Source organism: Pseudarthrobacter sulfonivorans (assembly GCF_014712225.1).
Classification (GTDB): Bacteria; Actinomycetota; Actinomycetes; order Actinomycetales; family Micrococcaceae; genus Arthrobacter; species Arthrobacter sulfonivorans.
This window is the reverse complement of the sequence record NZ_JACXBW010000025.1, coordinates 26,990-48,282: the sequence shown is the minus strand read 5'-3', so window position 1 is coordinate 48,282 and position 21,293 is coordinate 26,990. Positions and strand designations below refer to the sequence as shown.

The window sequence follows — 21,293 nt, the reverse complement described above, 5'->3', positions numbered from 1 at the left end:
TGCGGGGTGCTTAGGCGAGGACTGCCAGTTTGTTGTTCATCCGGCCGAACAGTGCGCGGTCCACCGAAATGCGGCCGGCGCCGGTGAGGGCCAGCGCCAGGGCGGCTGCACCCAGGAGCAGCACGAGTTCGTACCCGCCCTTGTCGGCGTAAACGCCGGCGGCGGCGTGTACCAGGAAGAGGGCGCCGATCATGTCCACGGCCAGCAGGGCCGCAACAACGCGGGTGAGTACGCCCAGGATGAGGGCGATGCCGCCGGCCAGTTCGAGGCCTGCGACCAGGGGGGCGGTCAGGTTGGCTGCGGGCACGCCCATCTGGGCAAAGGCGGCCTGGGTGCCCGCGATGGTCCACTCGTTGAACTTCTGCCAGCCGTGGGCGGCAAAGAGGAAGCCGAGGGCGACGCGCAGGATGGTCAGGGCGGAGGTGGTAAGGCGTGACTGGTTCATGTTTCGAGTGTCCCGCACGATTGGTTGAAGTGTCAACCAATCCGGGGCTTTTGTGTTCTTTGTCATGACTCGGGGCGTCACGGAAGCCGGGCACCCATGCCAGGCCCGCCGTTAAGCTGGCAGTGTGCCGAACCAATCCTCCGTTGCTGCCGCGGTGCGCCCCGCCAGCCCCGCCCGGGACATTCTGCGCCTGGCGGTCCCCGCGTTTGGTGCGCTGATTGCCGAGCCGCTCTTCCTGCTCGCCGATTCGGCCATCGTGGGACATTTGGGTGTTGCGCAGCTGGCCGGAGTGGGGCTTGCCTCCGCGGTGCTGCACACCGCCGTCGGCCTGATGATCTTCCTCGCCTACTCCACTACCCCTGCCGTGGCCCGGGCAATGGGCCGCGGCCAGTTGGCCAAGGCCCTCGCCGCAGGGCGCGACGGCGTCTGGCTGGCTTTGCTGCTGGGGATTGTCCTGGCAGTGGCAGGGTTTTGGGCCGCCGAACCGCTGGTAACCCTGATGGGGGCGGAAGGAGACGTGCGGACTTTCGCCGTGGACTACCTGCGCTGGTCCATGCCCGGCCTGACGGCGATGTTGCTGATCTTCGCGGGAACGGGGGTCCTCCGCGGGCTTCAGGACACCAGGACGCCGCTGGTGGTGGCCACGGCCGGGTTTGCCCTGAACATCCTGCTTAATCTGTGGCTGGTCTATGGCCTCGGCTGGTCGGTAGCCGGCTCGGCGATCGGCACCAGTGTGGCGCAATGGGCCATGGCTGCCGTCTATCTGGTGATGGTCCAGCGGAATGCAGCCAGGCACGGCGTCAGCCTGATGCCCGATTGGCGCGGCATCCGGAAAATGACCCGCGTCGGTTCCTGGCTGATGCTCCGGACGCTGAGCCTGCGCGTCGCGATCCTTGCCACGGTCTTTGTGGTCACGGGCCAGGGTGCAGTCAACCTCGCTGCACATCAGCTGGCCATGACCATTTTCTCGTTCCTCGCTTTTGCCCTCGATGCCCTCGCGATCGCCGCGCAGGCCCTGATCGGCAAGGAACTGGGGGCGTCAAACCCGGCGAACGCACGGCGGCTGACACGCACGATGATCCGCTGGGGTACCGGTTTCGGCGTTATTACCGGGGCGCTGCTGGCCGTCGCGGCACCGTGGGCAGGGGCGCTGTTCACCTCCGACGCCGGCGTCCAGTCCGCCCTGATGTACGCCTTGTGGATCCTGGCGGCCGGCCAGCCCGTCGCCGGGTACGTTTTTGTCCTGGACGGGGTGCTGATCGGAGCGGGCGACGCCAAGTACCTGGCGCTGGCGGGGGTGGCGAACCTCGCCGTCTATACCCCGCTGTTGGTGGCCGTGGCTGTAGCCGGCGGATCTTCGGTGGCAGGTCTCGCGTGGTTGTGGGCGGCTTTTGCCGTCGGCTACATGGCCGCCCGGGCCGTGACGCTGGGCCTTCGCGCCCGGTCAGACCGCTGGATGGTGCTGGGTTCGCCATAGGACCCCGGCCCACTAAACTGGACCGGTGAACCAACCACTGACCCGTGCCGATACCGCCGGAGACACCGCACAGCAGGCTGACCTGTGGAAGCCCGTATTGCTCCGTTCCCTCGCCGCACTGGCATTCGGTGCCCTGACCGTCTTCTGGCCTTCGCCGTCGGTCCAGGTCATGGGCTGGGCGGGCGGGCTATACCTGCTGGCCACCGGCCTGCTGTTGCTCTGGGGGATCCCGAAGGCGGGCTACACGCGGGACCGGATGCCCGGCAAGATCCTCTCCGCCGCAGGGGCTGCCCTGACAGGCGCGGGCGCTGCGGTGGTATTGCTGCATGGAGACAGGGTCTTCGGCGTGGTCGCAGCCCTGGGCCTCGGCGTGGCTGGAGCTGTGGAGCTTTATTGCGGTATCCGCTACCGCACGCGGCACGTGCTGGCCCGCGACTGGATCGCTTCCGGCGTCATCGGCCTCGGCACGGCCGCGGCTCTCCCCTTCTTCATCAGCCTGGGAGCCCACGCCCTGCTGGGTGTCGCCGGTGGCGGTGCCATCATCTCGGGCGTGTTGTGGGTCCTGTCCGGCCTGACCCTGAGGCACGATGCCCGGGGCGCCTCCCGGAAGCCGTAAACTAGAAGCAGACCGTTCTACCCGGCGTAGAAAATCTGCCGGGCGGGGACACTCAATACATTCGAAACCAGCAGGCCGATCCGGCGTGGCTGTAGGAGGAAATATCGTGGCAGACCAGCAACCAGGCAAACCGCGCAAGCTGCGGACCTCGGTGAAGGGGCCGCTGATGTTTTCCGCGTTCTGGGCCGTCCTCGCCTTCGTATCGGTGTTGATTTTTGCGTCCGGCGGCAGTGCCAAGTCCCCGCGGTTCGATCTTGCCTTCACCGGCGCGGGCATCGCTTTCATTGTCACGCTGGTGATAGCGGCCATGCTGTCCATGAGTTACAAGGAAAACGCCGAACACCTGGGCAAGGGCTCCGGCGTCAATCTCAGTTCGGCCAAAAAGCCTTCGCACGGATTCGGCGGCTCCGGAACACCTAACCCGCCAGCTTCACACGGCGCCCCTGACGACAAGGATCCCCACCAGGCTCCCTGACGTCGGCTGCACTCTCCGGGTCGTGCACGACGGCCTCGATATCCGCGGACGACGGCATCTCCGCGATGTGGTGCGCCAGTCTCAGGGCCAGGCAGACTGCGGTGAAAGTCGGGTTCGCCTCCGCTGAGGTTCGGAGAACGCTGCTCGATGCGATAAAGAGGTTGTCGACGCCGTGGACGCGGCAGTCGCCGTCGACCACACCGTCGGCTGGAACCGCGCTCATGCGGGTGGTGCCGATATGGTGGAAGCCATCGATCGCCTGCTCCCAGACGGCGGCGGCGCGGCCCGCGGGCGGGTAGAGGTACTCGATGCGGCCCCGGCCGGCGCTGCGGAGGCGCTCGTCGAGCACCTCATGGAAACGCAGCACCGAGTCGACGTCACGCTCGGTGTAGCGGAAGTCGATCTCAAGGCTCGGCGTGCCGTCTGCGTTGCGGCCGCCGTCGAGGCGCACCCTGCTGTCGGGGTTGGCGACCTGCTCAGAGTGGTAATGGATGGCGTACGTTCCGCCCGGGTTGCGCAACAGGAAACCGGGCTTGCGCACCTTCGACAGATAGCGGCGGCGAAGGATGTCGGCAGAGTCCACGGTCGCGCGGACCGGGCCCCGCAGGACGTTGACAAGGTGCGGCCAGTAGCGGCGCGGCGCCGGCCCGATGTGGCGCAGACGGATGCCCTCGGCCAGGATGCGACGGCCGACGGGGGCCAGGGCCAGCGCCAGGAAAACTGCCGACAGCGTGGCGTTGCGGTGCCGGTAGTCGTAGAACGGCGGGTTGTCCAGATAAAAGCTGCAGTTGAGCAGCTTATGCTCCTGGAGCGACTCCGCAGGGAGCGAGAAGCGGCGCCGGACGTAGCTGTCGTGCTCGTCGAGCCGAAAGTCCATGTCGGCGATGTCGGCGGGGTCGGTGAGCACCACGTTCGCGATGCTGCCGGTGGCGTGGCCCATATAGTAGCGGCCCAGCGGACCGTCGATACCGCCGAATGCCGCGGGTTGCCCGCGCTGGGCGTCAAGCAGGAGGCGCAGCGTCTCCATTCCACCTGCGGCAAGCACGTACCTATCGGCGCGCACAATGCCCGGCGGGCCGTTGGACAAAATGCGCAGCCCCTCCACAGTCGTCCCGTCGGCGTCGAAGGCCACTCCGACGACGGGCGCGTCGCACAGGAGGTCGATCAAGGGATGCGCGGCCACCAGCGCCGCCAGGCGCGGGCCGAGCTTGGGCTGGCGTGCCCACCGCTCCAATTGCGACATCTTCAGGTCGCCCAGACCTTCCCAGCCGGGTTCGTCGGAAGTGAACCCGCCCGCGCCGCAGTCGAAGTACTCCTGGGCCTTTGCCCGCCATGGTTCGATGGCCGAGAAGTCGATGGGCCAATCAGAATCGGGCACGAAGTCGCGCTGCTCGAAGTCAACGGACTCGTAGGTCACGCAGCGGCCGCCCCACATCCACGAGGCACCGCCGACGCCGACGCGGGTGGTCTGCAGCTCAGGCGCGTGACGATCGGGATCGACGATGGAGTCGTTGCGGCGGCGCCCCGGCGGCTTGTCACGCCGGCCGGTGTCCTCGCCGCCTGCGTCGAGCAGCACCACGCGCAGGCCGGCTTCGGCCGCTTCCAGCGCGAACGAGAGGCCGACGGGGCCGGCTCCGACCACGCACACTGCATAGTTCGTGCCCTCGGAGGGTAGGGTGCCGGAATTCATCGGGTGGCCGCCGTCGTGTGCGCGGGCTGGCTGGCCGTCCCCGGAAGGGTGGACGAGGGGGGCGCCCCTGGCGCCCGCGTCGACGTGTCCTTCTCCCATTGCTGCGTGCCGGTACCCACCATGGGGCGTGACTGGAACCGGGCCGCCGCGGCCAGCGCGGTGTAACACAGTGCGTCGAGCGCAGACGGGAGGCCGCGAATCGTGCCGAGCAGTGCCCGGCCGCGGCCCTGCGACCCGGGGTCGGCAGTAGCCAGCTCGACGTAGCCGCGGCGGTGCCTGCGCAGAATCTGGAGCAGAGCGGCCGTCGTCCGCGGTGCCTGCACACGTGCGGGGACCGTCTCCACGATCGTCTTCTCACCCTCCGCGAAGAGGCCGTCAAACCAGGAGTCATCGGCAGTGACTTCGGGGAAACCAGCGAAGCGTACGTGCCCCGCCTCCGAGACCGCGTACAGGCCCGCGCCCCAGAGGCGGGTGGCCTGCTCGGGAATGCGCGCGCGGGCGCGGTAGTAGGAACGCACGGGGAAACTCGCCCCGCGGGTGTCGACGATGGAGGATGGCCGCGACGCGAGCGGGGCGCCCGGGCGCGAGAGCTCGCGGAAGACGGCTTCGACGGCTGACGCCTCGACCTGGATGTCGGCGTCGAGGTACAGCCGCGGCCAGCGCTCCGTCGCGCTGTCGCCCATGTTCATGGCGGCCGGCTTGGACCCGATGGGCGAATCAAGCACCGTCACACCCGGGTAGCGGCGGGCGACCTCGGACGTGCCGTCGGTGCAGCCGTTGCAGACCACGATGATGTCTACCTCGGACGACGATAGGAGGGGGAGGAGGCCCTCGAGCGTGCGTGCGATGACGCTCTCCTCGTTGTGGGCCGGGATGATGACGGCGCCGGCGGAAACTCCGCCCGCGGGGGGAAATGGATCGGTCACGGTGCGGCCTGTCTCTTTCCGGATGGACGGTCGATGGGCAACAGGAAGGCGAAATTTGTGGTGATCAGCGAAACAGCCTGTCCACCCCAGTGTCGTTCCCGTCCCATCAGGTCGTCCCGAGTACCGGGTACCCGAAATGTTGCAGAGCCGCTACGTGCTGTGATGCCCGGTACTCAAAAAAGGCCGGACCGGCATGCTAGGCAGATGCAGCCTGCCTTGCCCGGTACGCCGCGACATGCGCGCGATTGGCGCAGTTCCCGGTGTCGCAGTACCTCTTGGACCGGTTTCGGCTCAGGTCCAGCACCACGGCGTCGCAGTCGTCCGCCGCGCAGACCAGCAGGCGGTCCATTTCCTTGCTTCGAATGACGTCCACCAGCGCCATGGCGGCCTCCGTGCCCATCCTCTCTGCCAGTGGGGCCTCCCTGGTGGTGGCGTGCAGATGCCAGTCCCAGCCGTCGTGCTTCATCAGCTGGGGCAGCGCGTTGGCCTCGCGCAGCAGCCGGTTGACGCCAGCCACGCAGGTGTCCTCGTCAGCAGTCCACAGCGCCGTCAGCCTGCCGCGCAGCTCGTGTACGCTCGCCACTTCCGCGCCATTGCGGGTCCGGGACCCGCTGAACCGCTCCGCGTTTAGGAAGCGGTCCAGGTCGGCCACCGTGGCTAAGGATTCGCGTCCGTTCGCCGCCGTGTTGATCAGGTTGACCACCGTGCGCAAGGCAACTTCGGTGTCAGGGGCAAAGACCATCTTGACTCCTTACTGAAACCCGGCGTAATGTCAGGACCATTACCCCACTTTACTCCTGACAGGAGGCGCCGGTGTCCGCCGCCCTCAACCCCGCAGCAGTGCGGGGATTCCTTGGCTCCGGCCTGGGGATCGCACTGTTCTCGTCTGCCGTCTTTGGACTCTCCGGCTCCTTCGCCAAAGCGCTTCTGGAGTCCGGCTGGTCACCCGGTGCGGCCGTGACCGCCCGCCTGACCGGCGCCGCGCTGATCCTGGCCATTCCGGCGGTCCTTGCCTTGCGGGGACGGTGGCACCAGCTAAGGGACAACTGGGTCACCATCGCGCTTTTCGGCCTGATCGGAGTGGCCGCCTGCCAGCTCTTCTACTTCAACGCCGTGGCACGCCTCTCTGTGGGGGTTGCGCTGCTGCTTGAGTACCTCGCCCCGGTGCTCATCGTGTTGTGGATCTGGGCAGCCAGCCGCAAACGGCCGCGGGCCTCCACTATCGGCGGAACCGTGCTGTCCCTCGCAGGCCTGGTGCTGGTACTGGACCTCACCGGTGCAGTCAAGATCGACGTCGTCGGGGTCCTCTGGGGGCTGGCCGCTGCCGTGTGCCTGGCCATCTACTTCTTCATCACGGCGAAGGAGAACGATGCGCTGCCGCCCCTCGTCCTGGCATCCGCCGGGCTGCTGGTGGGTGCGGCGGTGATGTGGCTGGCCGCGGCCACGGGGCTGCTTCCCATGGCTTTCAGTACTGCGGACACCCGGCTCGGCCCCTGGATTGCGCCATGGTGGGCTGCCTTGGCCGGACTGGTCATATTGGCGACTGTCCTGGCCTACGTTTCCGGCATCATGGCTGCGCGCGCGCTGGGCTCCAAAGTGGCGTCCTTTGTCTCGCTGACCGAAGTGCTGTTCGCCGTGATCTGGGCCTGGCTGCTTCTGGGTGAGCTGCCCGGCGTCATTCAGCTTCTGGGCGGTGTGCTTATTGTTGCCGGCGTAGTCCTGGTGCGGCTCGATGAGCTGCGCTCCGGTGCTGCCGTTCCCGCCGGCGTGGCCGCGCCGGTGGATCACGCGAACGACGTCGAGCCGGTTCCCTGAGTGCCGCGGCAATAACTGAGTGCCACTTCGCTGACTGAGTGCCACACCGTTAGCAGCCGCGCCGTTAACGCCCGAGGGCCCGGACAGTGTGTCCGGGCCCTCGGTCAAACAAGGCCGGCCTAGCGTGAAGCCTGGTCCTGCTCGCTGGCGTTCCTCGTGGCCTTCTGGCCGGCATCCTTCAGCGCCTGGATGACCTGGTTCAGGGCACTGGTGTGGGTGCCGGACCATTCGCTGCGGAAGTGCTTCGCGTCCGGGCCCTCCCAGACGGTGCTGTCCAGCAGGCGGGTGAGGTTGCTCCGCTGCTGCTCGATCTCCGAAGCACCGGCCTGCAGCTTCGTGCCAAGAGTCCTGAGCTGCTCTACATCTGCGCCCCAAATAGCCATCAGTTTCTCCTCATAAGTAGTTGGATCCGACCCGGGTCGGCATCCCCAGCGGCCCCCGGCTCATCCGGAAGATCCATTGCCCCAAACCTATCCCGGCCCCCGGAAACCCGTCGATGGGCACTGCTGCCCATGCACCACTCCCCATCAGCGTGGACCCTCGGACAGCACGTGACGGGGGTCGATTCCAGGCGCTCCAGAGCCTAGCATGGCCGTATGTGCCGGAACATTCGAACCCTCCACAACTACGAACCGCACGCCACCTCCGAGGAAGTGCACGCAGCCGCCTTGCAGTATGTCCGCAAGATCAGCGGGAGCACCAAGCCGTCCAAAGCCAATGAGGATGCCTTCGAAGCCGCAGTGCACGAGATCGCGCACATCACGCAGCACCTGCTGGATTCGCTGGTGACGCATGCGCCTGCCAAGGACCGCGACGAGGAGGCGGCCAAGGCCAGGGCCCGGGCCGCCGTCCGCTTCGGCACGGCCTAAGCGCTGCTACCTGGTTGGGCCCGGCGCAGCCTACTTGCCGAAGCTGCGCAACCGCAGTGAGTTGGCCACCACCAGGACCGAACTCGCGGCCATCGCCGCGCCGGCAAGCATCGGGTTCAGAAGACCCAGGGCTGCCACCGGAATGCCGATGGCGTTGTAGAAGAACGCCCAGAACAGGTTGGTTTTGATGGTGGCCAGAGTCCGCCGGGAGAGTTCGATCGCCTGGGCCACCTGGCCAAGGTCATCGCCCATGACGGTGAGATCCGCCGCTTCAATGGCCACGTCGGTGCCTGAGCCCATGGCGATGCCGAGATCGGCCTGTGCCAGCGCGGCGGCGTCGTTCACGCCGTCGCCGGCCATGGCAACGGTTGCACCGCCGGCCTGGAGCTTCTTTACCGCCTCGACTTTTCCGGCCGGCAGCACACCTGCGTAAACATCATTGGAGGGAATCCCGACGGCGGCGGCCACCTGTGCGGCCACTGCAGCGTTGTCCCCGGTCAGCAGGACGGGCCGCAGTCCCAGGTTCTTCAGCCGTTCGATGGCTGCCGCCGACCCCGGCTTGATGGTGTCCCGCAGGCTGATGATGCCGGCGGGTACGCCGTCCACCGCAACCCAGATGGCCGTGGCACCGTCCGCTTCCGCGGCAGCCAGCGTTTCCTGCTGCAGTTCGGAGATGCTGACGTCATTCGCAGCCAGCCAGCCCGTACGGCCGGCAACGATGGCGCGCCCTCCCACGGTTCCCGAGACTCCGCCCCCCGGTGCGGAACGGAAGTGGTGGACGGCGGGAAGCCGCCCGCCGTCGTGCCTGGACTGCGCCTGCCGGGCCGCTGCAGCGATGGCGTGGGCGATGGGGTGCTCCGAGGCGGCCTCGACCGCACCGGCGAGCCGCAGCACGTCCCTTCGCTGGTGGCCGTCAAACGCCGAGGTGCCATCCACGGAAAGCTTTCCGCTGGTGACGGTGCCGGTCTTATCGAGCAGGATGGTGTCCACGGTCCGGGTGTCCTCGAGGACCTGCGGGCCCTTGATCAGGATGCCCAGCTGGGCGCCGCGTCCGGTTCCGGTGAGCAGGCCCACCGGCGTGGCGAGCCCGAGTGCGCAGGGGCAAGCGATGACCAGGACCGTGACCGCGGCGGTGAAAGCGGCCCGAAGCTCGGCAGGATCAATCGCCGGGCCGCTGAAGAGGAGCCACAGCCCAAACGTGAGCACTGCGATGACCAGCACGACAGGAACAAAAACGCCGCTGATCCGGTCAGCCAGCCGCGCAATGGGGGCCTTGCCGGTCTGCGCCTGGGACACCAGCCGCGCCATCTGGGCAAGCGTGGTTTCTGAACCCACTCTGGTAGCCCGGACCAGCAGGCGGCCGGAGGTGTTGATGGTGGCGCCGGTGACCTTGCCTCCCGGCCCCACCTCCACAGGGACGGACTCGCCGGTCAGCAGGGAAGCGTCGACGGCGGAGCTGCCGTCGATCACCACGCCGTCGGTGGCGATTTTCTCACCGGGCCGGACCACCACGACATCCCCCACGCGGAGCTGATCTGCGGGGAGCTTATGCTCGGAGCCGTTGCGCAGGACGGTGGCGTCCTTGGCGCCAAGGTTGAGCAGTGCCTTGAGCGCGTCGCCGGCCTTCTGTTTGGCGTTGGCTTCGAGGAACCGGCCCAGCAGCAGGAAGGTGGTGACCACGGCGGCCACTTCGAAGTACAGGCCACCGGCCTCCATCCCCTCCATGCCCGGGTGCTCGGTCATGCGGGGGTCCAGCGCCAGCTGCCAGACGCTGAAAAGGTACGCGGCTGCGACGCCGATGGAGACGAGGGTGTCCATCGTGGACGCAAGGTGGCGTGCATTAACGGCGGCGGCGCGGTGGAAGGGCCAGGCCGCCCAGCTGACCACCGGGAGTGCCAGCAGGCCGGCCACCCAGCCCCAGTCGGGGAACTGCAGGGCCGGGATCATCGAGATCAGGAGGACTGGGACGGCCAGCACCGCGGCGAGGATCAGGCGCGGCCTCAGTTGCGCGGCGGCGCCGTCGTGGGCCATATGGTCACCACCTTGCGCGCCGCCTTCGGCGCCCTGCTCCGCGTGCTCGGTCGTTCCTCCCTTAGACGCACGCTTCCGCATGCCACCGGAGTCGGCGCTGTGCCCGTCCTCCGAACCGCCGTATTGCCTCTGGTCGTGATCGGGGGCGTGCAGCTTCTGCGCGTCGTGACTGTGGGTGGGGGAATGGCGGACTCTTGCCTTGTAGCCGGTGGCGTTGACTGTGTCCACGATTTGCTGGTCTGTGATGTTGGCCGGAACGGTGACGTGGGCGGACTCCAGGGGGAGATTCACGGAGGCTTCCACGCCGTCGAGCTTGCCGAGCTTCCGTTCCACGCGGTTCACGCACGACGCACACGTCATGCCCTCGATGTCCAGTTCAACAACGCGGCTGTCCGTCTGGTTCAGTAGGTGCTCAGTGCTCACGGTTTGATAGCCCGATCTGGGTGGTTACGCGTCGTTGGCCACAACCAGGTAGCCGGCCTCGGCCACGGCTTCGCCGATCTCGGCCGGCGACAACTCCTCGCTGGAGGTGATGGTGACGGTGGAGATGCCCCCGGCGTTGAGGTCGACGTCGACCCCTTCGACCCCGGCGAGGGACTCAATTTCTTCACTGACGGAGGAAATGCAGTGACCGCAGGTCATGCCGGACACGCTGACGGTGGTGGAGACGGTGCTCATGGTTGCTCCTTCATAAGGGCCGGTATAAGGGCCGGCGGGTTGGCCGGGCCCTGGTTGGCTGGCTGGTTAGCGGCGGTGGTGTCAGCGCAGAAGGCGGCCAATGGCTTCCGCCGCCTCTTTGACCTTGACGTCAATCGCTTCCGCCCGCAGGTCAGGGTCAGGCTCGGCGGCGGCTCCCACCACGCAGTGCCCGATGTGTTCCTCCACGAGCCCGAGGCTCACGGCGTGAAGTGCCTTGGTGACGGCGGAAACCTGGGTAAGGATGTCGATGCAGTATTTGTCCTCATCCACCATCCGGGCGATGCCGCGGACCTGGCCCTCGATGCGTTTGAGCCTTCGCAGATAGGCGTCTTTGTTGGCGGTGTAGCCATGCGGCAGCGCGGACTCGGGGCTCGCATGGCCTGGGGCGGTTACCTGTGGGGATTCCATGGATACAATTTATACCCCCAGGGGGTACTCACGCAACTACCCCCTGGGGGTATGCCGGCCTGGTTTCGACACAAAAAAGCTCCGGAGTGCGTTATTGGGGGATACGCACTCCGGAGCAGCCTTTGGGCAGATCTGCCCAGCCCGATGGCCGGATCTCTCTGCTTGAACCAGCTTACTTGCCGGTATGGCTATCCGCCACCACCTCGAATAACTACTTTCGCTTTATTATCCCGGCCGCCCCAGCGGCGGCGCCCACAGGTGCCTCCGGACGCCTCCAAAGAGCTATTCACGGTCCTCGTGCGCCGGCCTCCGGTAGGGGACCACCAGTACGGGCCTGCTCTGGTGATGGGTCAGCCAGAGGCCCACCGAACCGTTGAGCATCTCGGAGATCCGGTGGGACAGGCCGCGTTCGGATGTGCCCACGATGATCATGGGGACGTTGCTTTCCTGGGCGAGCCGGGCGAGGGCGCGGGCAGGGTCGCCCGCGAGGGTGCGCAGGGTCCATTCCACGCGTACACCGTCCGTTCCGGCATTCGCCACCGTTCGTTCAATGGCGGCCTTAATGCCTGTGGTTACCGCCAGGATGTCCTCGTTGTCCTGCCCCGGGTGGAGCGACAGACGGTGGGCCGACCGACCGGGATCCCATTCCACCAGGTAGCTGGCTTCGTCGACGTAGGCGCAGAGCAAAGGCGCCGACAGCCTTGCCGCAAGCTTGGCTGCCGTTGTCAGCACTTCCGGATGCTGATTTGGCATTACCCCCACCAGGAGCGGGGGCGGGCCACTGAACCGTTCAGGAGTCATAACCCCATTTTGTGCCCGGCGGCGGTCCCTGAACAGGCCCCGCCGTACCTTGCCGGCCTGATCGGCGCGCGCGCATCAGCATTGCGGAAGCAATGAATGCATGCCGCCCAGCTTCCGGTACTTTGCCAGCCGTTCCGGCAGCAGCCGGTGGATCCCGGCGTTGGAGAGGGTGGCGAGTTCGTATTCGATGGCCTGCCCCATGCGCGTGCAGAAGGCTTTCGGCTCGAGGGACGCGTCGGGGCGTTCGTCCACGATGTGTTCGATGAGCCCGTGGGCGTGCAGCGAGGCGACGTGGACGCCCTGGGCTGCGGCCATGGACGGTGCGTAGCCGGTGTTCCGGTGAACGATGGCACTGGCGCCCTCGGGGGGCAGCGGTGAAAGCCACGCATGCTGGGCCGCGATGGTGCGGTCCGCAGGCAGGAGCGCCAGGGCGCCTCCGCCCGCGCCCTGGCCCATCAGAACCGAGAGGGTGGGCGAGTTCAGCCCGATGAGGTCGTGCAGTGAGCGGGCGATTTCGCCCGCGAGTCCTCCTTCCTCGGCTTCCTTGGAGAGAGCCGCGCCGCTGGTGTCGATGACCGTGAGCAGGGGAAGCCCGAGTTCCTCGGCCAACCTCATACCGCGGCGTGCCTCACGAAGAGAGGCCGGCCCCATCGCAGTCTGCTGCGATGGCCGGGGCCGGGTGTGGCCGATGACCACGCAGGATTCCTGGCCGAAGCGGGCCAGGGCAAGTTGCAGGCCGGGGTCTTTCTCGCCCTGCCCGGTGCCGTTGAGGGGCAGCACGTCCCTGGCGCCATAGGCAAGCAGTTGGCGCAGGTCCGGCCGTTTCGGATTGCGGGAAACGCCGATGGATTCCCAGGCACCGGCGTCGGATGGTGTGACCGAAAGGGTCCGCGGTGGCTCGAGCCGCGCGTGCGGGCCGGTGATCAGGATGCTGAGTGCGCGGTCAACGACGTCGGACAGTTGCGACGGCGGGACCACGGCGTCGATGAGGCCTTTGTCGAAAAGGTTCTCGGCGACCTGGACGTTCCCGGGGAAGGGGGTGCCATTGATGGCCTCGTAGACGCGGGGGCCGAGGAAGCCCAGCAGCGCACCGGGTTCCGCGACGGTGATGTGGCCGAGGGACCCCCAGGACGCCATGACGCCGCCCGTGGTGGGGTGCCGGAGGTAGACAAGGTAGGGCAGTCCGGCCTGGCGGTGGGCTCGGACGGCCGCGCTGATTTTCACCATCGACAGGAAGGCGATGGTTCCTTCCTGCATGCGGGTGCCTCCCGAGGCCGGGCCCGCCAAAAGCGGCAGGCCTTCAGCCGTGGCGCGTTCGACGGCGGTCACGATACGTTCGGCCGCGGCGAGGCCAATGGAACCGGCAAGGAAGCGGAATTCACTGACGATGACAGCTACCCGGCGGCCGCGGATGTGGCCCTCGCCGGTGAGGACGGATTCGTCCACACCGGTTTTCGCCCGTGCGGCCGCCAGCTCCTCCCGGTACCCCGGACCGGGGTCAGGGTCCACAACGGGGGCATCCCAGCTCCGGTACGTGCCAGGATCGATCACCGCGGTGATGAGTTCGCCGGCGTCCAAATGCTTGGCTTTCTGCTCTGTCAGCATGTTCAGTTCCTCCCCAGTCCGGTTCCGGCGGCGACAGCGCCGGCCGCTGGTCCAGGTGCGCCCGCCGGCACCAGCCCGAGCCACTGCCGGATCTGCTCCCCGTCCTGGTTCAGGAGCGGCGGCGCGGTGTGGGCTGTCAGCGTTGTTTCCGCCGTGTCGGCAGCGCTGAAGAACCGCAGCGGCGGCCCAGGCAGGCTCACGGTGCCGAGGATCTGATGGTCAACGTCGATCACGAGCCCCTGTGAGTGGACCTGGTCCCAGGCGTAGACCTCCGCCAGGGTGCGGACCTTGCCGGCCGGGATGCCGGCGTCGTTGAGTTTGGCGAGCAGCGGCTCGGCCTCAAGGCCGGCGAAGGCCTGCTCCACCTCCTCGATGACTTTCGCGCGGTTGCGGACCCGGTCCGCGTTCGTGGCAAATTCCGGCTGTTCGGCGTCGATGCCGAACGTGGACGCGAACGAGCGCCAGAGCTTCTCGCTCCCCACGCTGATCTGCACCTGGCCCTGTCGGCAGCGGAACAGACCGTAGGGGGCGATGGAGGGATGATGGTTGCCCTGCGCCTCGGGGGTCTCGCCGGCGACCGTTGTCCTGGTGCCCTGGAAGGCATGAACGCCGATGAGCGCCGCGAGCAGTGAGGTCCGGACGATCTGGCCCTGCCCGGTGCGTTCGCGCTGCAGCAGGGCGGCGAGGGTGCCGAACGCCCCGTACATCCCGGACAGCAGGTCGGCGATGGGGACACCCACCCGCTGCGGGTCGTCCGGCCCGGACCCCGTCAGGGACATCAGGCCGGCTTCACCCTGCAGGATCTGGTCGTAGCCGCTGCGGCTGGATTCCGGGCCGTCGTGCCCGAAGCCGGTGATGGACAGGATGACCAGTGCCGGATTGAGCGCATGCATTTCCGCTGCGGAGAAGCCGAGCCGGTCCAGGACTCCCGGGCGGAAGTTCTCGATGACAACGTCGGCGCGTTCCAGCAGTTCGCGCAGGACTGTCCGCCCGTCGTCGGCCTTCAGGTCCAAGGCGATGGATTCCTTGTTGCGGTTGCACGACAGGAAGTACGTAGCCTGCGGATCGTCCTCGGGACCAACAAACGGCGGACCCCAGCCTCGGGTGTCATCCCCGGTGCCGGGGTTTTCGACCTTGATGACCCGGGCTCCGAGATCGGCCAGCATCATGCCGGCGTGCGGTCCGGCGAGGGCGCGGCTCAGGTCAACCACGAGGTACCCCGACAGCGGGCCGTCGGTCTGGGTAATCGGTTCGGTGCTCATAGCGGTAGTCCTCTGTTAGCGGTGTGGGGCTGGTCGTGAAGGCGGCGGGCTACATCCAGCCGGGAACCACCATGACCAGCCAGGCGATCGCGGGTCCTACGGCGACGACGATGCCGCTGTAGGCCAGGATCTGTTTGTAGAACTTGTCCTTGTCCACGTCCTCGGGGGCGTTGGCGAGTACCAGGGCGCCGTTGGTGGAGAACGGGGACACATCCACGATCGTGGACGCGACGGCGAGGGCGGCGATAACCCCAACGGCGCCGATCTCTCCGCTGGCCAGGAACGGCACCGCCAGCGGGATGAGGGCCGCCAGGATGGCGGTGGAGGAAGCAAACGCAGAAACCACGGCGCCGATGTAGCAGATCAGCAGGGCGGCCAGAAGCGGCATGCCCAGCTGGGTCACGCCTGCCGATACGAACTTGATGGTGCCCGCCTCTTCCAGGACGCCCACGAAGGTGAGCATGCCGCAGATGAGCAGGACGGTGGACCAGCTGATCTTGTTCACGGCGCCCTTTTGGGCCGCGGGGGAGACGAGGGCCAGGATGATGGCGATAGTGATGGAGACGAAGCCAACGTCAACTTTGAAGCCGAGGGAGATGACGGCGAGGGCGATCAGGCCCGCGACGGTGACGAGCTGCGGAACCGAGGCCCGGGCGCCGTGGGGTTCCCGGGCGCCGGTCGTGGAGGAGCCGGCTGAGGCCGTTGCCCCGGATCCGGTTGAGGTGCCCTTCGACGAGACGCCGGCAGGGGAAATGTCAGATCCGGAGCCTTGCAGGGTGACGCCGGCTGCGCGGGCGCCCAGACTGACTGACATCCGCTTGGTGGCGGCCTGTTCCACCAGGCGTCCTCCCCGGGTGGAGAGCAGTTTGCTCCCGCCGAGGACAATGAACAGGACCAGGGCGATTGCAAGATTGAAGAAGAAGCTGGCCAGGAAGATCGCCATGGGACTGGCTTCCAGCTCCGTCTTGGCCAGGATGCCGTTGACAGTGACGCCGTAAACCGCGATGGGGGAGAAGCCGCCGGCCTGGGCGCCGTGCACCACCATCATGCCCATCATGAGCGGGTTGATTTTATGCTTGGCAGCAAAGCTCAGCGCGATCGGCGCAATGATGGCGACGGCGGCCGGGGAGAGAGCGCCCACCGCCGTGATGACCGCCGTAATAGCGAACATGACCCAGGGGATGAGCGCTACACGGCTGCCCACCATCCGGACGGCACCTCTGACTAAGAGGTCAATGGTGCCGTTGTTCTGCGCAATGGCGAACAGGTAGGTCACGCCGACGATGGTCAGGAAGAGGCCACCCGGGAAATTGGCGAGGATGTCGGCGGTGGACATCCCCAGCACGACCGTCCCCAGCAGGAAGGCCCCGGCGAACGCCAGGGCCCCCATGTTGAGGGGGAGCACCGTGGCCAGCAGGAACATCGCGGCCAGGATGATGATGGAAAGAACGGGAGCGGACATCTTTGTGCCTCCGGATCGGAATGGGTGTGAAGTGGCTCACTGGCCTAGCCTCCTAGACACTAGGTGTCTTTGTCAATAGTCATCAAGTACTCTTGCCTTGAAGGCCTTGTGAAAGGAAACGCGGTGCCCAAACGGTCAGCAGCACAACAGATCTCCCGAGTCACCCGGCCACGGCTCTACGAACAGCTCGTGGAACAGCTCACGGAGTACATCGAGGCAGCCCAGCTTGCGCCCGGCGATACGTTGCCGGCCGAGCGTGAACTTGCCGAGCGCCTGGGCGTCTCGCGTGCAACACTCGCCCAGGCTCTGGTGGCGCTGGAAGTACTCGGCGTGATTGACGTCCAGCACGGGACCGGTGCGGTGCTCGTTTACCGCCCGAATGTCCCGTCTGTCATCAGGGGCCTGCGTGAGCACAGCAGCCGCCTTCCGGAGATCGTGGAGGCTCGGAGCACACTTGAGGTGAAGCTGGCAGAGCTGGCCGCACTCCGGCGCAGCGCCGAGGACATGAAAGCCATCGACAAAGCGCTCGAAGTCATGGCTGAAGAGGTTGCCTCGGGGGCACGTGGCGCGCACGGCGACGAGCTGTTCCATCAGGCCGTGACCGCAGCCGCACACTCCGCCGTCCTGGCGCAGCTGATGTCATTCATCGCCGGAATGGTCCTGGAAACCCGCCTCGAGTCCCTTGGGCAGCCGGGCCGTCCTGAGCAGTCCCTTGCGTCCCACCGCAAGATCGCCGACGCCATCAGGGTCCAGGATTCCGCTGCTGCGGCTGCGGCAATGCTGGAGCACATCGACCTTGTTTCCGACGTGGCCCTGCTAAAGAACGGCTGAGTGTTAGCCGGTCAATCCGCCGGCTATGCGGCGGCGGGCGACGCCGAGACCACCACGTTCTTCCCCCAGGGATCTTCGGTGTAGCAGCTGATGAGCACAACGCGATTGGGCACCATTTCCCAGATGGGGCTGTCTTTGAGGCCGGCCTTGAGATAGGTGGTGACGGTGTCCACGCGGTAGCGGATGGTGCCGGTTGCCGTGACGACGCTGAACTCGTCGCCTTCCTTCGCGCCGGAGCTGAGGTGGTTGAACGGTGCGTCCCGGTCTTCCCAGCTGTGCCCGATGATGTAGGTGGTGTTGCCCGAGCCGTTGCCCGGAACTCCGAAGGGTGTCAGCCAGTACCCGTCCATGGTGGACGGGGGCACTACAGTGCGGCTGGCCGCCGCTGCGGCATCCGGTTCGAGCGGATGGACCGCGGTATCAATTGCAGCCGCCGGGTAGAGGATGCGAAGCGGCGCCGAAGCGTCCGGGAGGGCCGGTCCCGCGGCGGCTGCAACTGGCGTGGGGCCGGAAGGGGGTGCCGCGCTGCTGGCTTGTTCCGTGGACGACGGCGGTGCAACCGATGGTGCCGCAATTTCGGCAGCGCGGACACCTGCACCCCCGTGGTTGCCGGCGTCCGGATGGCTGAGTACAGGGCCGCCAAAGGTCAGGGACAGGAACCCCAGGACACCGCACAGGAGGATGGCGAGGTCCCCCCGGTTCAATCCGCTGACCCGGTTCCATTTGGAAGTGCGCAAAAGGCGTCCGCGGGCGTTATGCCGGCCAGGTTGCTTCCGCATGATGGTCCTTCCGTGCAGGGTGGTCACGACGCTGGTCAGGTGCAGTTGGTCGGGAGAACGGTGAGGGCGCCCCGCCGGATCGGGCGGGACGCCCTCAATGGAGTCCTCGGACGCTTGGGCCGCGTCAGCCCGCCGTCGGCGATTCTGTCCGGGACCTGCGCCGGACCGAAACCACGGCGCCCGCACCCAGCAGTACCCCCAGCCCGGCCAGCCATGTGGTGCCGCCCTCAGTTCCGCCTACGGCCGTTTGCGCGTTGAAGCCCTGGTTGGTGCCGCGGCTGACAGCCGCCGCCGGAACCTTGGCGACTGCACCCTGAGGGGCGGCAGCCTGGCCGGCCGGTGTCTGCGCAGCCGGCGTCAGAGTGACCGGGGTTACAGGCACCGTGGGCGTAACCGGGGTTTCAGGCACCACTGCTGGCTGCTGTTCGGCAGGCGGCTGTTCCTTAACGGGCGGCTCTTCCTTGACAGGCGGCTGCTCATCCACAGGAGGCTCCTCCTCGCCAGGAGGCTCCTCATCCACGGGGGGCTGTTCCTCGGCCGGCGGGGTAGTAGGGCAGTACTTGGCGTAATCGGCTTGTCCTGCAACAGTCCAGTTTTGTCCCCACTTCAGCACGGAATTGGGCGGCACAATGTCCGCCGTTTCGAGCCTGTGGCTGCCCAGGGCGTTAACGCTGATGAACGTGGCTACGTAGGGGTTGGCCGCACTGCTGGTGGCGTGGCAGACGAGGACTTTTTTTGAGTCCGTGTCTGTGTCCGTCCCCGCCAACGCCGGCGCGGAGACCGTGAGCAATGCCAGCCCTGCGATCCCCAAGATTGGTAAGGCTCGTTTCATGATGTTCTCCCCAGACTGTTGTGAAACGGACCATGACAAGGGGACGGCAGCGTCCTTGTTCCCAGTTACATGGTCAGCTTGCTTGTGACTTCAGGCTAGGGCCGCGGGCGGGTGCGGGTCCTGAGTAGCGTGTACTCGACTTTGCAGGCCATTGACCTGCGCCGATACCTGCCCCTACGCGGAAACGACAGTGCACTACCGGAAGCGAACACTCGTGCCGGTGCCGGTAACCGGCACCCTTGAACGGCGACTTGCCCGCGCCTAACGTTGAGTCATAGGAAAGGTGCGTGACGGGCATGGAAATTTACATGTGGTGGCTGGACGTAAACCTGGATACCAAGGAATGGCTGCGGGAGAACCTCCGCGCGGAGGAGCTTCCACTGCATGTGCTGCAGGGCATCGCCGAAGCGGGCGGCCCGCATCCGGGGACTGCCGTTGCGGTCCTGGCAGAGGCAGATTGGGATTTCATCGAGACGCAGTCGGAATTTGTCGACTGAGCGGCCGCCGCGTCAGTCCAGGTAACTCCACATAGCCAAACTATTGCGGGCTCCGGGCGGGGGTGGTTGCATGGGGTGCATGGCAACCGCAGCGAGCTTTGTTCTGGCGATCGGCACCAAAAAGGGCCTTTGGTTGGCTACCAGCCAGGACCGGCAGCGCTGGTCCTTCTCCGGCCCGCACTTCCTGATGAGCGAAATACCCAGCATCGGCATAGACACCAGGGATGGCAGGACCCGGATCATGGTGGGCGTCAGATCCGAGCATTGGGGCCCCACGGTGGCGCACTCCGATGACCTGGGCGCCACGTGGTCTGAGCCCGAAAAGGGCGCCATCACCTTTCCCGAAGACACGGGCGCGGCGGTGGAACGGATCTGGCAGATCTACCCCGACGCAGAGTCGCGGCCCGGCGTGGTCTGGGCAGGGGCGGAGCCCATTTCGGTTTGGAAGTCCACGGACGGCGGCGAGCACTTCGAGCTCAACCGCGGGCTCTGGGACCATCCTCACCGGAGCGAATGGGGCGCCGGCTACGGCGGCGCAGCAGCCCACTCCATCGTGGTGAACTCCGCGGGGGACAACGTCCACATCGCCATGAGCACAGGAGGCGTGTACCGTTCGCTCGACGGCGGCACCTCCTGGGAGCCCCGGAACAGGGGGATCTCGGCCTACTTCATGCCCGATCCCAACCCCGAGTTTGGGCAGTGCGTGCACAAGATTGCGGCCGACGCCGGCGTCGAAGGCCGCCTGTACGCGCAGAACCATCACGGCGTGTACCGCACGGACGATAACGGCGAAAACTGGAACTCCATCGCCGAAGGCCTTCCGGCCGACTTCGGTTTTGTGATGCTGACGCACCCCCGCCGGGAAGGGACCGCCTGGGTAGTGCCGTTGAAGGCCGACGGCGAGCGGATCCCGCCGGAGGGCAAGCTTGCGGTCCACCGCACGGACGACGCCGGCGCCACCTGGAAACGCCTGGATTCCGGGCTGCCCACCAGCGAATACAACAGCGTGCTGCGCGACGCCGCCGCGGTTGATTCCGCTGAACCGGCCGGCGTCTACTTCGGCACACGCGGCGGCACGGTCTATGCCAGCGCTGACGAAGGCGAAACGTTCACCGAGGTGGCATCCCACCTGCCGGACGTCCTGTGCGTCCGGGCGGCCCTGATCACTGATGCGGCGCTGCCGGTTCCGGAAACGGCAGCGGCCCACGGTGCCTGACATCAGTGTGGTGCTCCCCAGTGTGCTGCAGTCGCTGGCCGGCGGGCAGTCCATCCTGACTGCGCCCGCCGAAGGGCCGTTGACCGTGGGGAAGTTGCTCGAAACGGTGACCGGGGACTACCCGGTGCTCGCCCGGCGCCTGCGGGACGAAACCGGGGCACTCCGCCGCTACGTGAATATTTACGTGAACGGCGACGAAGTGCGCAGGCTCCAGGGTCTGGAAACCGAGGTGGCCGCTGGTCAGGAGGTGCTGGTCATCCAGTCAGTGGCCGGCGGCTAGCCTCAGGCGACCCGCCACACGCTGCATTCGTCCGCATTGATGGCTTTCCGCAGTCCGGTGTGCCGGTCCATGATCCACACGACGCCGATGCCGGGCGCGGTTTCCTGCACTCTGCCGCGCCGGATGACCACATCGTCGTAGTTCGGGCCCACCGACAGGCGGGCTTCGATTTCGTCGCCGCGGTGGAGTTGGTCCAGGGCGCGGACCCGGGTCACATGGGCTTTGGCTTCCTTCAACATGGTGGCCTCCTGGCTGGAGCTGGTGCCTGCACTTGCCG

General features: G+C 66.8%; 24 protein-coding genes. 9 read left to right on the top strand and 15 right to left on the bottom strand.

What is annotated here, in order from left to right; all coding sequences use genetic code 11:
• Positions 1–10 precede the first annotated feature (10 nt).
• Complete coding sequence (locus IAQ70_RS21575; protein ID WP_190992000.1) at positions 11–445, bottom strand: DoxX family protein; 435 nt, start codon at positions 443–445, stop codon at positions 11–13.
• 124 nt (positions 446–569) lie between these two features.
• Between IAQ70_RS21575 and IAQ70_RS21570 the strand changes: the two genes are divergently transcribed.
• The 3 genes from IAQ70_RS21570 to IAQ70_RS21560 all read left to right on the top strand — a co-directional run bounded on the left by IAQ70_RS21570 (position 570) and on the right by IAQ70_RS21560 (position 3,013).
• Positions 570–1,922 carry an MATE family efflux transporter gene (locus IAQ70_RS21570; RefSeq protein ID WP_317983739.1) on the top strand — a complete coding sequence of 451 codons (1,353 nt, stop codon included), beginning with the start codon at positions 570–572 and terminating at the stop codon, positions 1,920–1,922.
• 25 nt (positions 1,923–1,947) lie between these two features.
• A complete protein-coding gene (locus IAQ70_RS21565; RefSeq protein ID WP_190991999.1) occupies positions 1,948–2,538 on the top strand; it encodes a hypothetical protein in 591 nt (196 codons plus the stop codon).
• 106 nt (positions 2,539–2,644) lie between these two features.
• Entirely contained in the window at positions 2,645–3,013 is a 369-nt protein-coding gene (locus IAQ70_RS21560; RefSeq protein ID WP_190991998.1) for a hypothetical protein, read from the top strand.
• Here the strand turns inward: IAQ70_RS21560 and IAQ70_RS21555 are convergent.
• From IAQ70_RS21555 to IAQ70_RS21545, 3 genes are all read right to left on the bottom strand, one after another.
• Complete coding sequence (locus IAQ70_RS21555) at positions 2,955–4,703, bottom strand: GMC oxidoreductase (RefSeq protein ID WP_190991997.1); 1,749 nt, start codon at positions 4,701–4,703, stop codon at positions 2,955–2,957. The genes IAQ70_RS21560 and IAQ70_RS21555 overlap by 59 nt on opposite strands.
• Positions 4,700–5,629 (bottom strand): glycosyltransferase, encoded by a 930-nt coding sequence (locus tag IAQ70_RS21550; RefSeq protein ID WP_190991996.1) that lies wholly within the window; start codon positions 5,627–5,629, stop codon positions 4,700–4,702. The genes IAQ70_RS21555 and IAQ70_RS21550 overlap by 4 nt, the downstream gene beginning before the upstream one ends.
• 196 nt (positions 5,630–5,825) lie before the next feature.
• The gene (locus tag IAQ70_RS21545) at positions 5,826–6,371 is read right to left on the bottom strand and encodes a CGNR zinc finger domain-containing protein (RefSeq protein WP_190991995.1); all 546 of its coding nucleotides are present in this window, start codon (positions 6,369–6,371) and stop codon (positions 5,826–5,828) included.
• A 71-nt stretch (positions 6,372–6,442) separates the two neighbouring features.
• Here IAQ70_RS21545 and IAQ70_RS21540 point away from each other — a divergent pair, with 71 nt between their 5' ends.
• The gene (locus tag IAQ70_RS21540) at positions 6,443–7,444 is read left to right on the top strand and encodes an EamA family transporter (RefSeq protein WP_190991994.1); all 1,002 of its coding nucleotides are present in this window, start codon (positions 6,443–6,445) and stop codon (positions 7,442–7,444) included.
• Between the two features lie 119 nt (positions 7,445–7,563).
• On the opposite strand, the gene IAQ70_RS21535 is transcribed toward IAQ70_RS21540, so the two are convergent.
• Positions 7,564–7,827 (bottom strand): WXG100 family type VII secretion target, encoded by a 264-nt coding sequence (locus IAQ70_RS21535; RefSeq protein WP_190991993.1) that lies wholly within the window; start codon positions 7,825–7,827, stop codon positions 7,564–7,566.
• Between the two features lie 213 nt (positions 7,828–8,040).
• On the opposite strand from IAQ70_RS21535, the gene IAQ70_RS21530 reads away from it, so the two are divergent.
• Positions 8,041–8,313 carry a DUF2277 domain-containing protein gene (locus IAQ70_RS21530; RefSeq protein WP_190991992.1) on the top strand — a complete coding sequence of 91 codons (273 nt, stop codon included), beginning with the start codon at positions 8,041–8,043 and terminating at the stop codon, positions 8,311–8,313.
• A 30-nt stretch (positions 8,314–8,343) separates the two neighbouring features.
• Here the strand turns inward: IAQ70_RS21530 and IAQ70_RS21525 are convergent, their stop codons facing one another.
• The 7 genes from IAQ70_RS21525 to IAQ70_RS21495 form a co-directional block, all read right to left on the bottom strand.
• Positions 8,344–10,704, bottom strand: coding sequence for a heavy metal translocating P-type ATPase (locus tag IAQ70_RS21525; RefSeq protein WP_223860510.1), 2,361 nt, complete (start codon positions 10,702–10,704; stop codon positions 8,344–8,346).
• Between the two features lie 87 nt (positions 10,705–10,791).
• Entirely contained in the window at positions 10,792–11,022 is a 231-nt protein-coding gene (locus IAQ70_RS21520; RefSeq protein ID WP_190991990.1) for a heavy-metal-associated domain-containing protein, read from the bottom strand.
• A gap of 81 nt (positions 11,023–11,103) precedes the next feature.
• Positions 11,104–11,451, bottom strand: coding sequence for a metal-sensitive transcriptional regulator (locus tag IAQ70_RS21515; RefSeq protein WP_190991989.1), 348 nt, complete (start codon positions 11,449–11,451; stop codon positions 11,104–11,106).
• A 282-nt stretch (positions 11,452–11,733) separates the two neighbouring features.
• Positions 11,734–12,252, bottom strand: coding sequence for a universal stress protein (locus IAQ70_RS21510; RefSeq protein WP_190991988.1), 519 nt, complete (start codon positions 12,250–12,252; stop codon positions 11,734–11,736).
• Positions 12,253–12,327: 75 nt separating this feature from the next.
• Positions 12,328–13,857 carry a carboxyl transferase domain-containing protein gene (locus IAQ70_RS21505; RefSeq protein WP_190991987.1) on the bottom strand — a complete coding sequence of 510 codons (1,530 nt, stop codon included), beginning with the start codon at positions 13,855–13,857 and terminating at the stop codon, positions 12,328–12,330.
• Positions 13,858–13,859: 2 nt separating this feature from the next.
• Positions 13,860–15,119, bottom strand: a complete 1,260-nt coding sequence (locus IAQ70_RS21500) for a CaiB/BaiF CoA transferase family protein (protein ID WP_190991986.1) — start codon at positions 15,117–15,119, stop codon at positions 13,860–13,862.
• Positions 15,120–15,168: 49 nt separating this feature from the next.
• Positions 15,169–16,581 carry an SLC13 family permease gene (locus tag IAQ70_RS21495; RefSeq protein WP_190991985.1) on the bottom strand — a complete coding sequence of 471 codons (1,413 nt, stop codon included), beginning with the start codon at positions 16,579–16,581 and terminating at the stop codon, positions 15,169–15,171.
• A gap of 123 nt (positions 16,582–16,704) precedes the next feature.
• On the opposite strand from IAQ70_RS21495, the gene IAQ70_RS21490 reads away from it, so the two are divergent.
• Positions 16,705–17,412: a FadR/GntR family transcriptional regulator gene (locus IAQ70_RS21490; protein WP_190991984.1), complete on the top strand. Its 708-nt coding sequence runs from the start codon at positions 16,705–16,707 to the stop codon at positions 17,410–17,412.
• A gap of 23 nt (positions 17,413–17,435) precedes the next feature.
• On the opposite strand, the gene IAQ70_RS21485 is transcribed toward IAQ70_RS21490, so the two are convergent.
• Together IAQ70_RS21485 and IAQ70_RS21480 are read right to left on the bottom strand one after the other, a co-directional pair.
• The gene (locus tag IAQ70_RS21485) at positions 17,436–18,191 is read right to left on the bottom strand and encodes a class F sortase (protein ID WP_190991983.1); all 756 of its coding nucleotides are present in this window, start codon (positions 18,189–18,191) and stop codon (positions 17,436–17,438) included.
• A gap of 124 nt (positions 18,192–18,315) precedes the next feature.
• Entirely contained in the window at positions 18,316–19,023 is a 708-nt protein-coding gene (locus IAQ70_RS21480) for a hypothetical protein (protein WP_190991982.1), read from the bottom strand.
• A gap of 296 nt (positions 19,024–19,319) precedes the next feature.
• Between IAQ70_RS21480 and IAQ70_RS21475 the strand changes: the two genes are divergently transcribed.
• From IAQ70_RS21475 to IAQ70_RS21465, 3 genes are all read left to right on the top strand, one after another.
• Positions 19,320–19,520: a hypothetical protein gene (locus IAQ70_RS21475; protein ID WP_190992003.1), complete on the top strand. Its 201-nt coding sequence runs from the start codon at positions 19,320–19,322 to the stop codon at positions 19,518–19,520.
• A 70-nt stretch (positions 19,521–19,590) separates the two neighbouring features.
• A complete protein-coding gene (locus IAQ70_RS21470) occupies positions 19,591–20,736 on the top strand; it encodes a WD40/YVTN/BNR-like repeat-containing protein (RefSeq protein ID WP_190991981.1) in 1,146 nt (381 codons plus the stop codon).
• On the top strand, positions 20,690–21,016 hold the full coding sequence (locus tag IAQ70_RS21465; protein WP_407682611.1) for a MoaD/ThiS family protein: 327 nt from the start codon (positions 20,690–20,692) through the stop codon (positions 21,014–21,016). The genes IAQ70_RS21470 and IAQ70_RS21465 overlap by 47 nt, the downstream gene beginning before the upstream one ends.
• A 2-nt stretch (positions 21,017–21,018) precedes the next feature.
• Here the strand turns inward: IAQ70_RS21465 and IAQ70_RS21460 are convergent, their stop codons facing one another.
• Positions 21,019–21,255: a hypothetical protein gene (locus tag IAQ70_RS21460; protein ID WP_190991979.1), complete on the bottom strand. Its 237-nt coding sequence runs from the start codon at positions 21,253–21,255 to the stop codon at positions 21,019–21,021.
• Between the last annotated feature and the right edge of the window lie 38 nt (positions 21,256–21,293).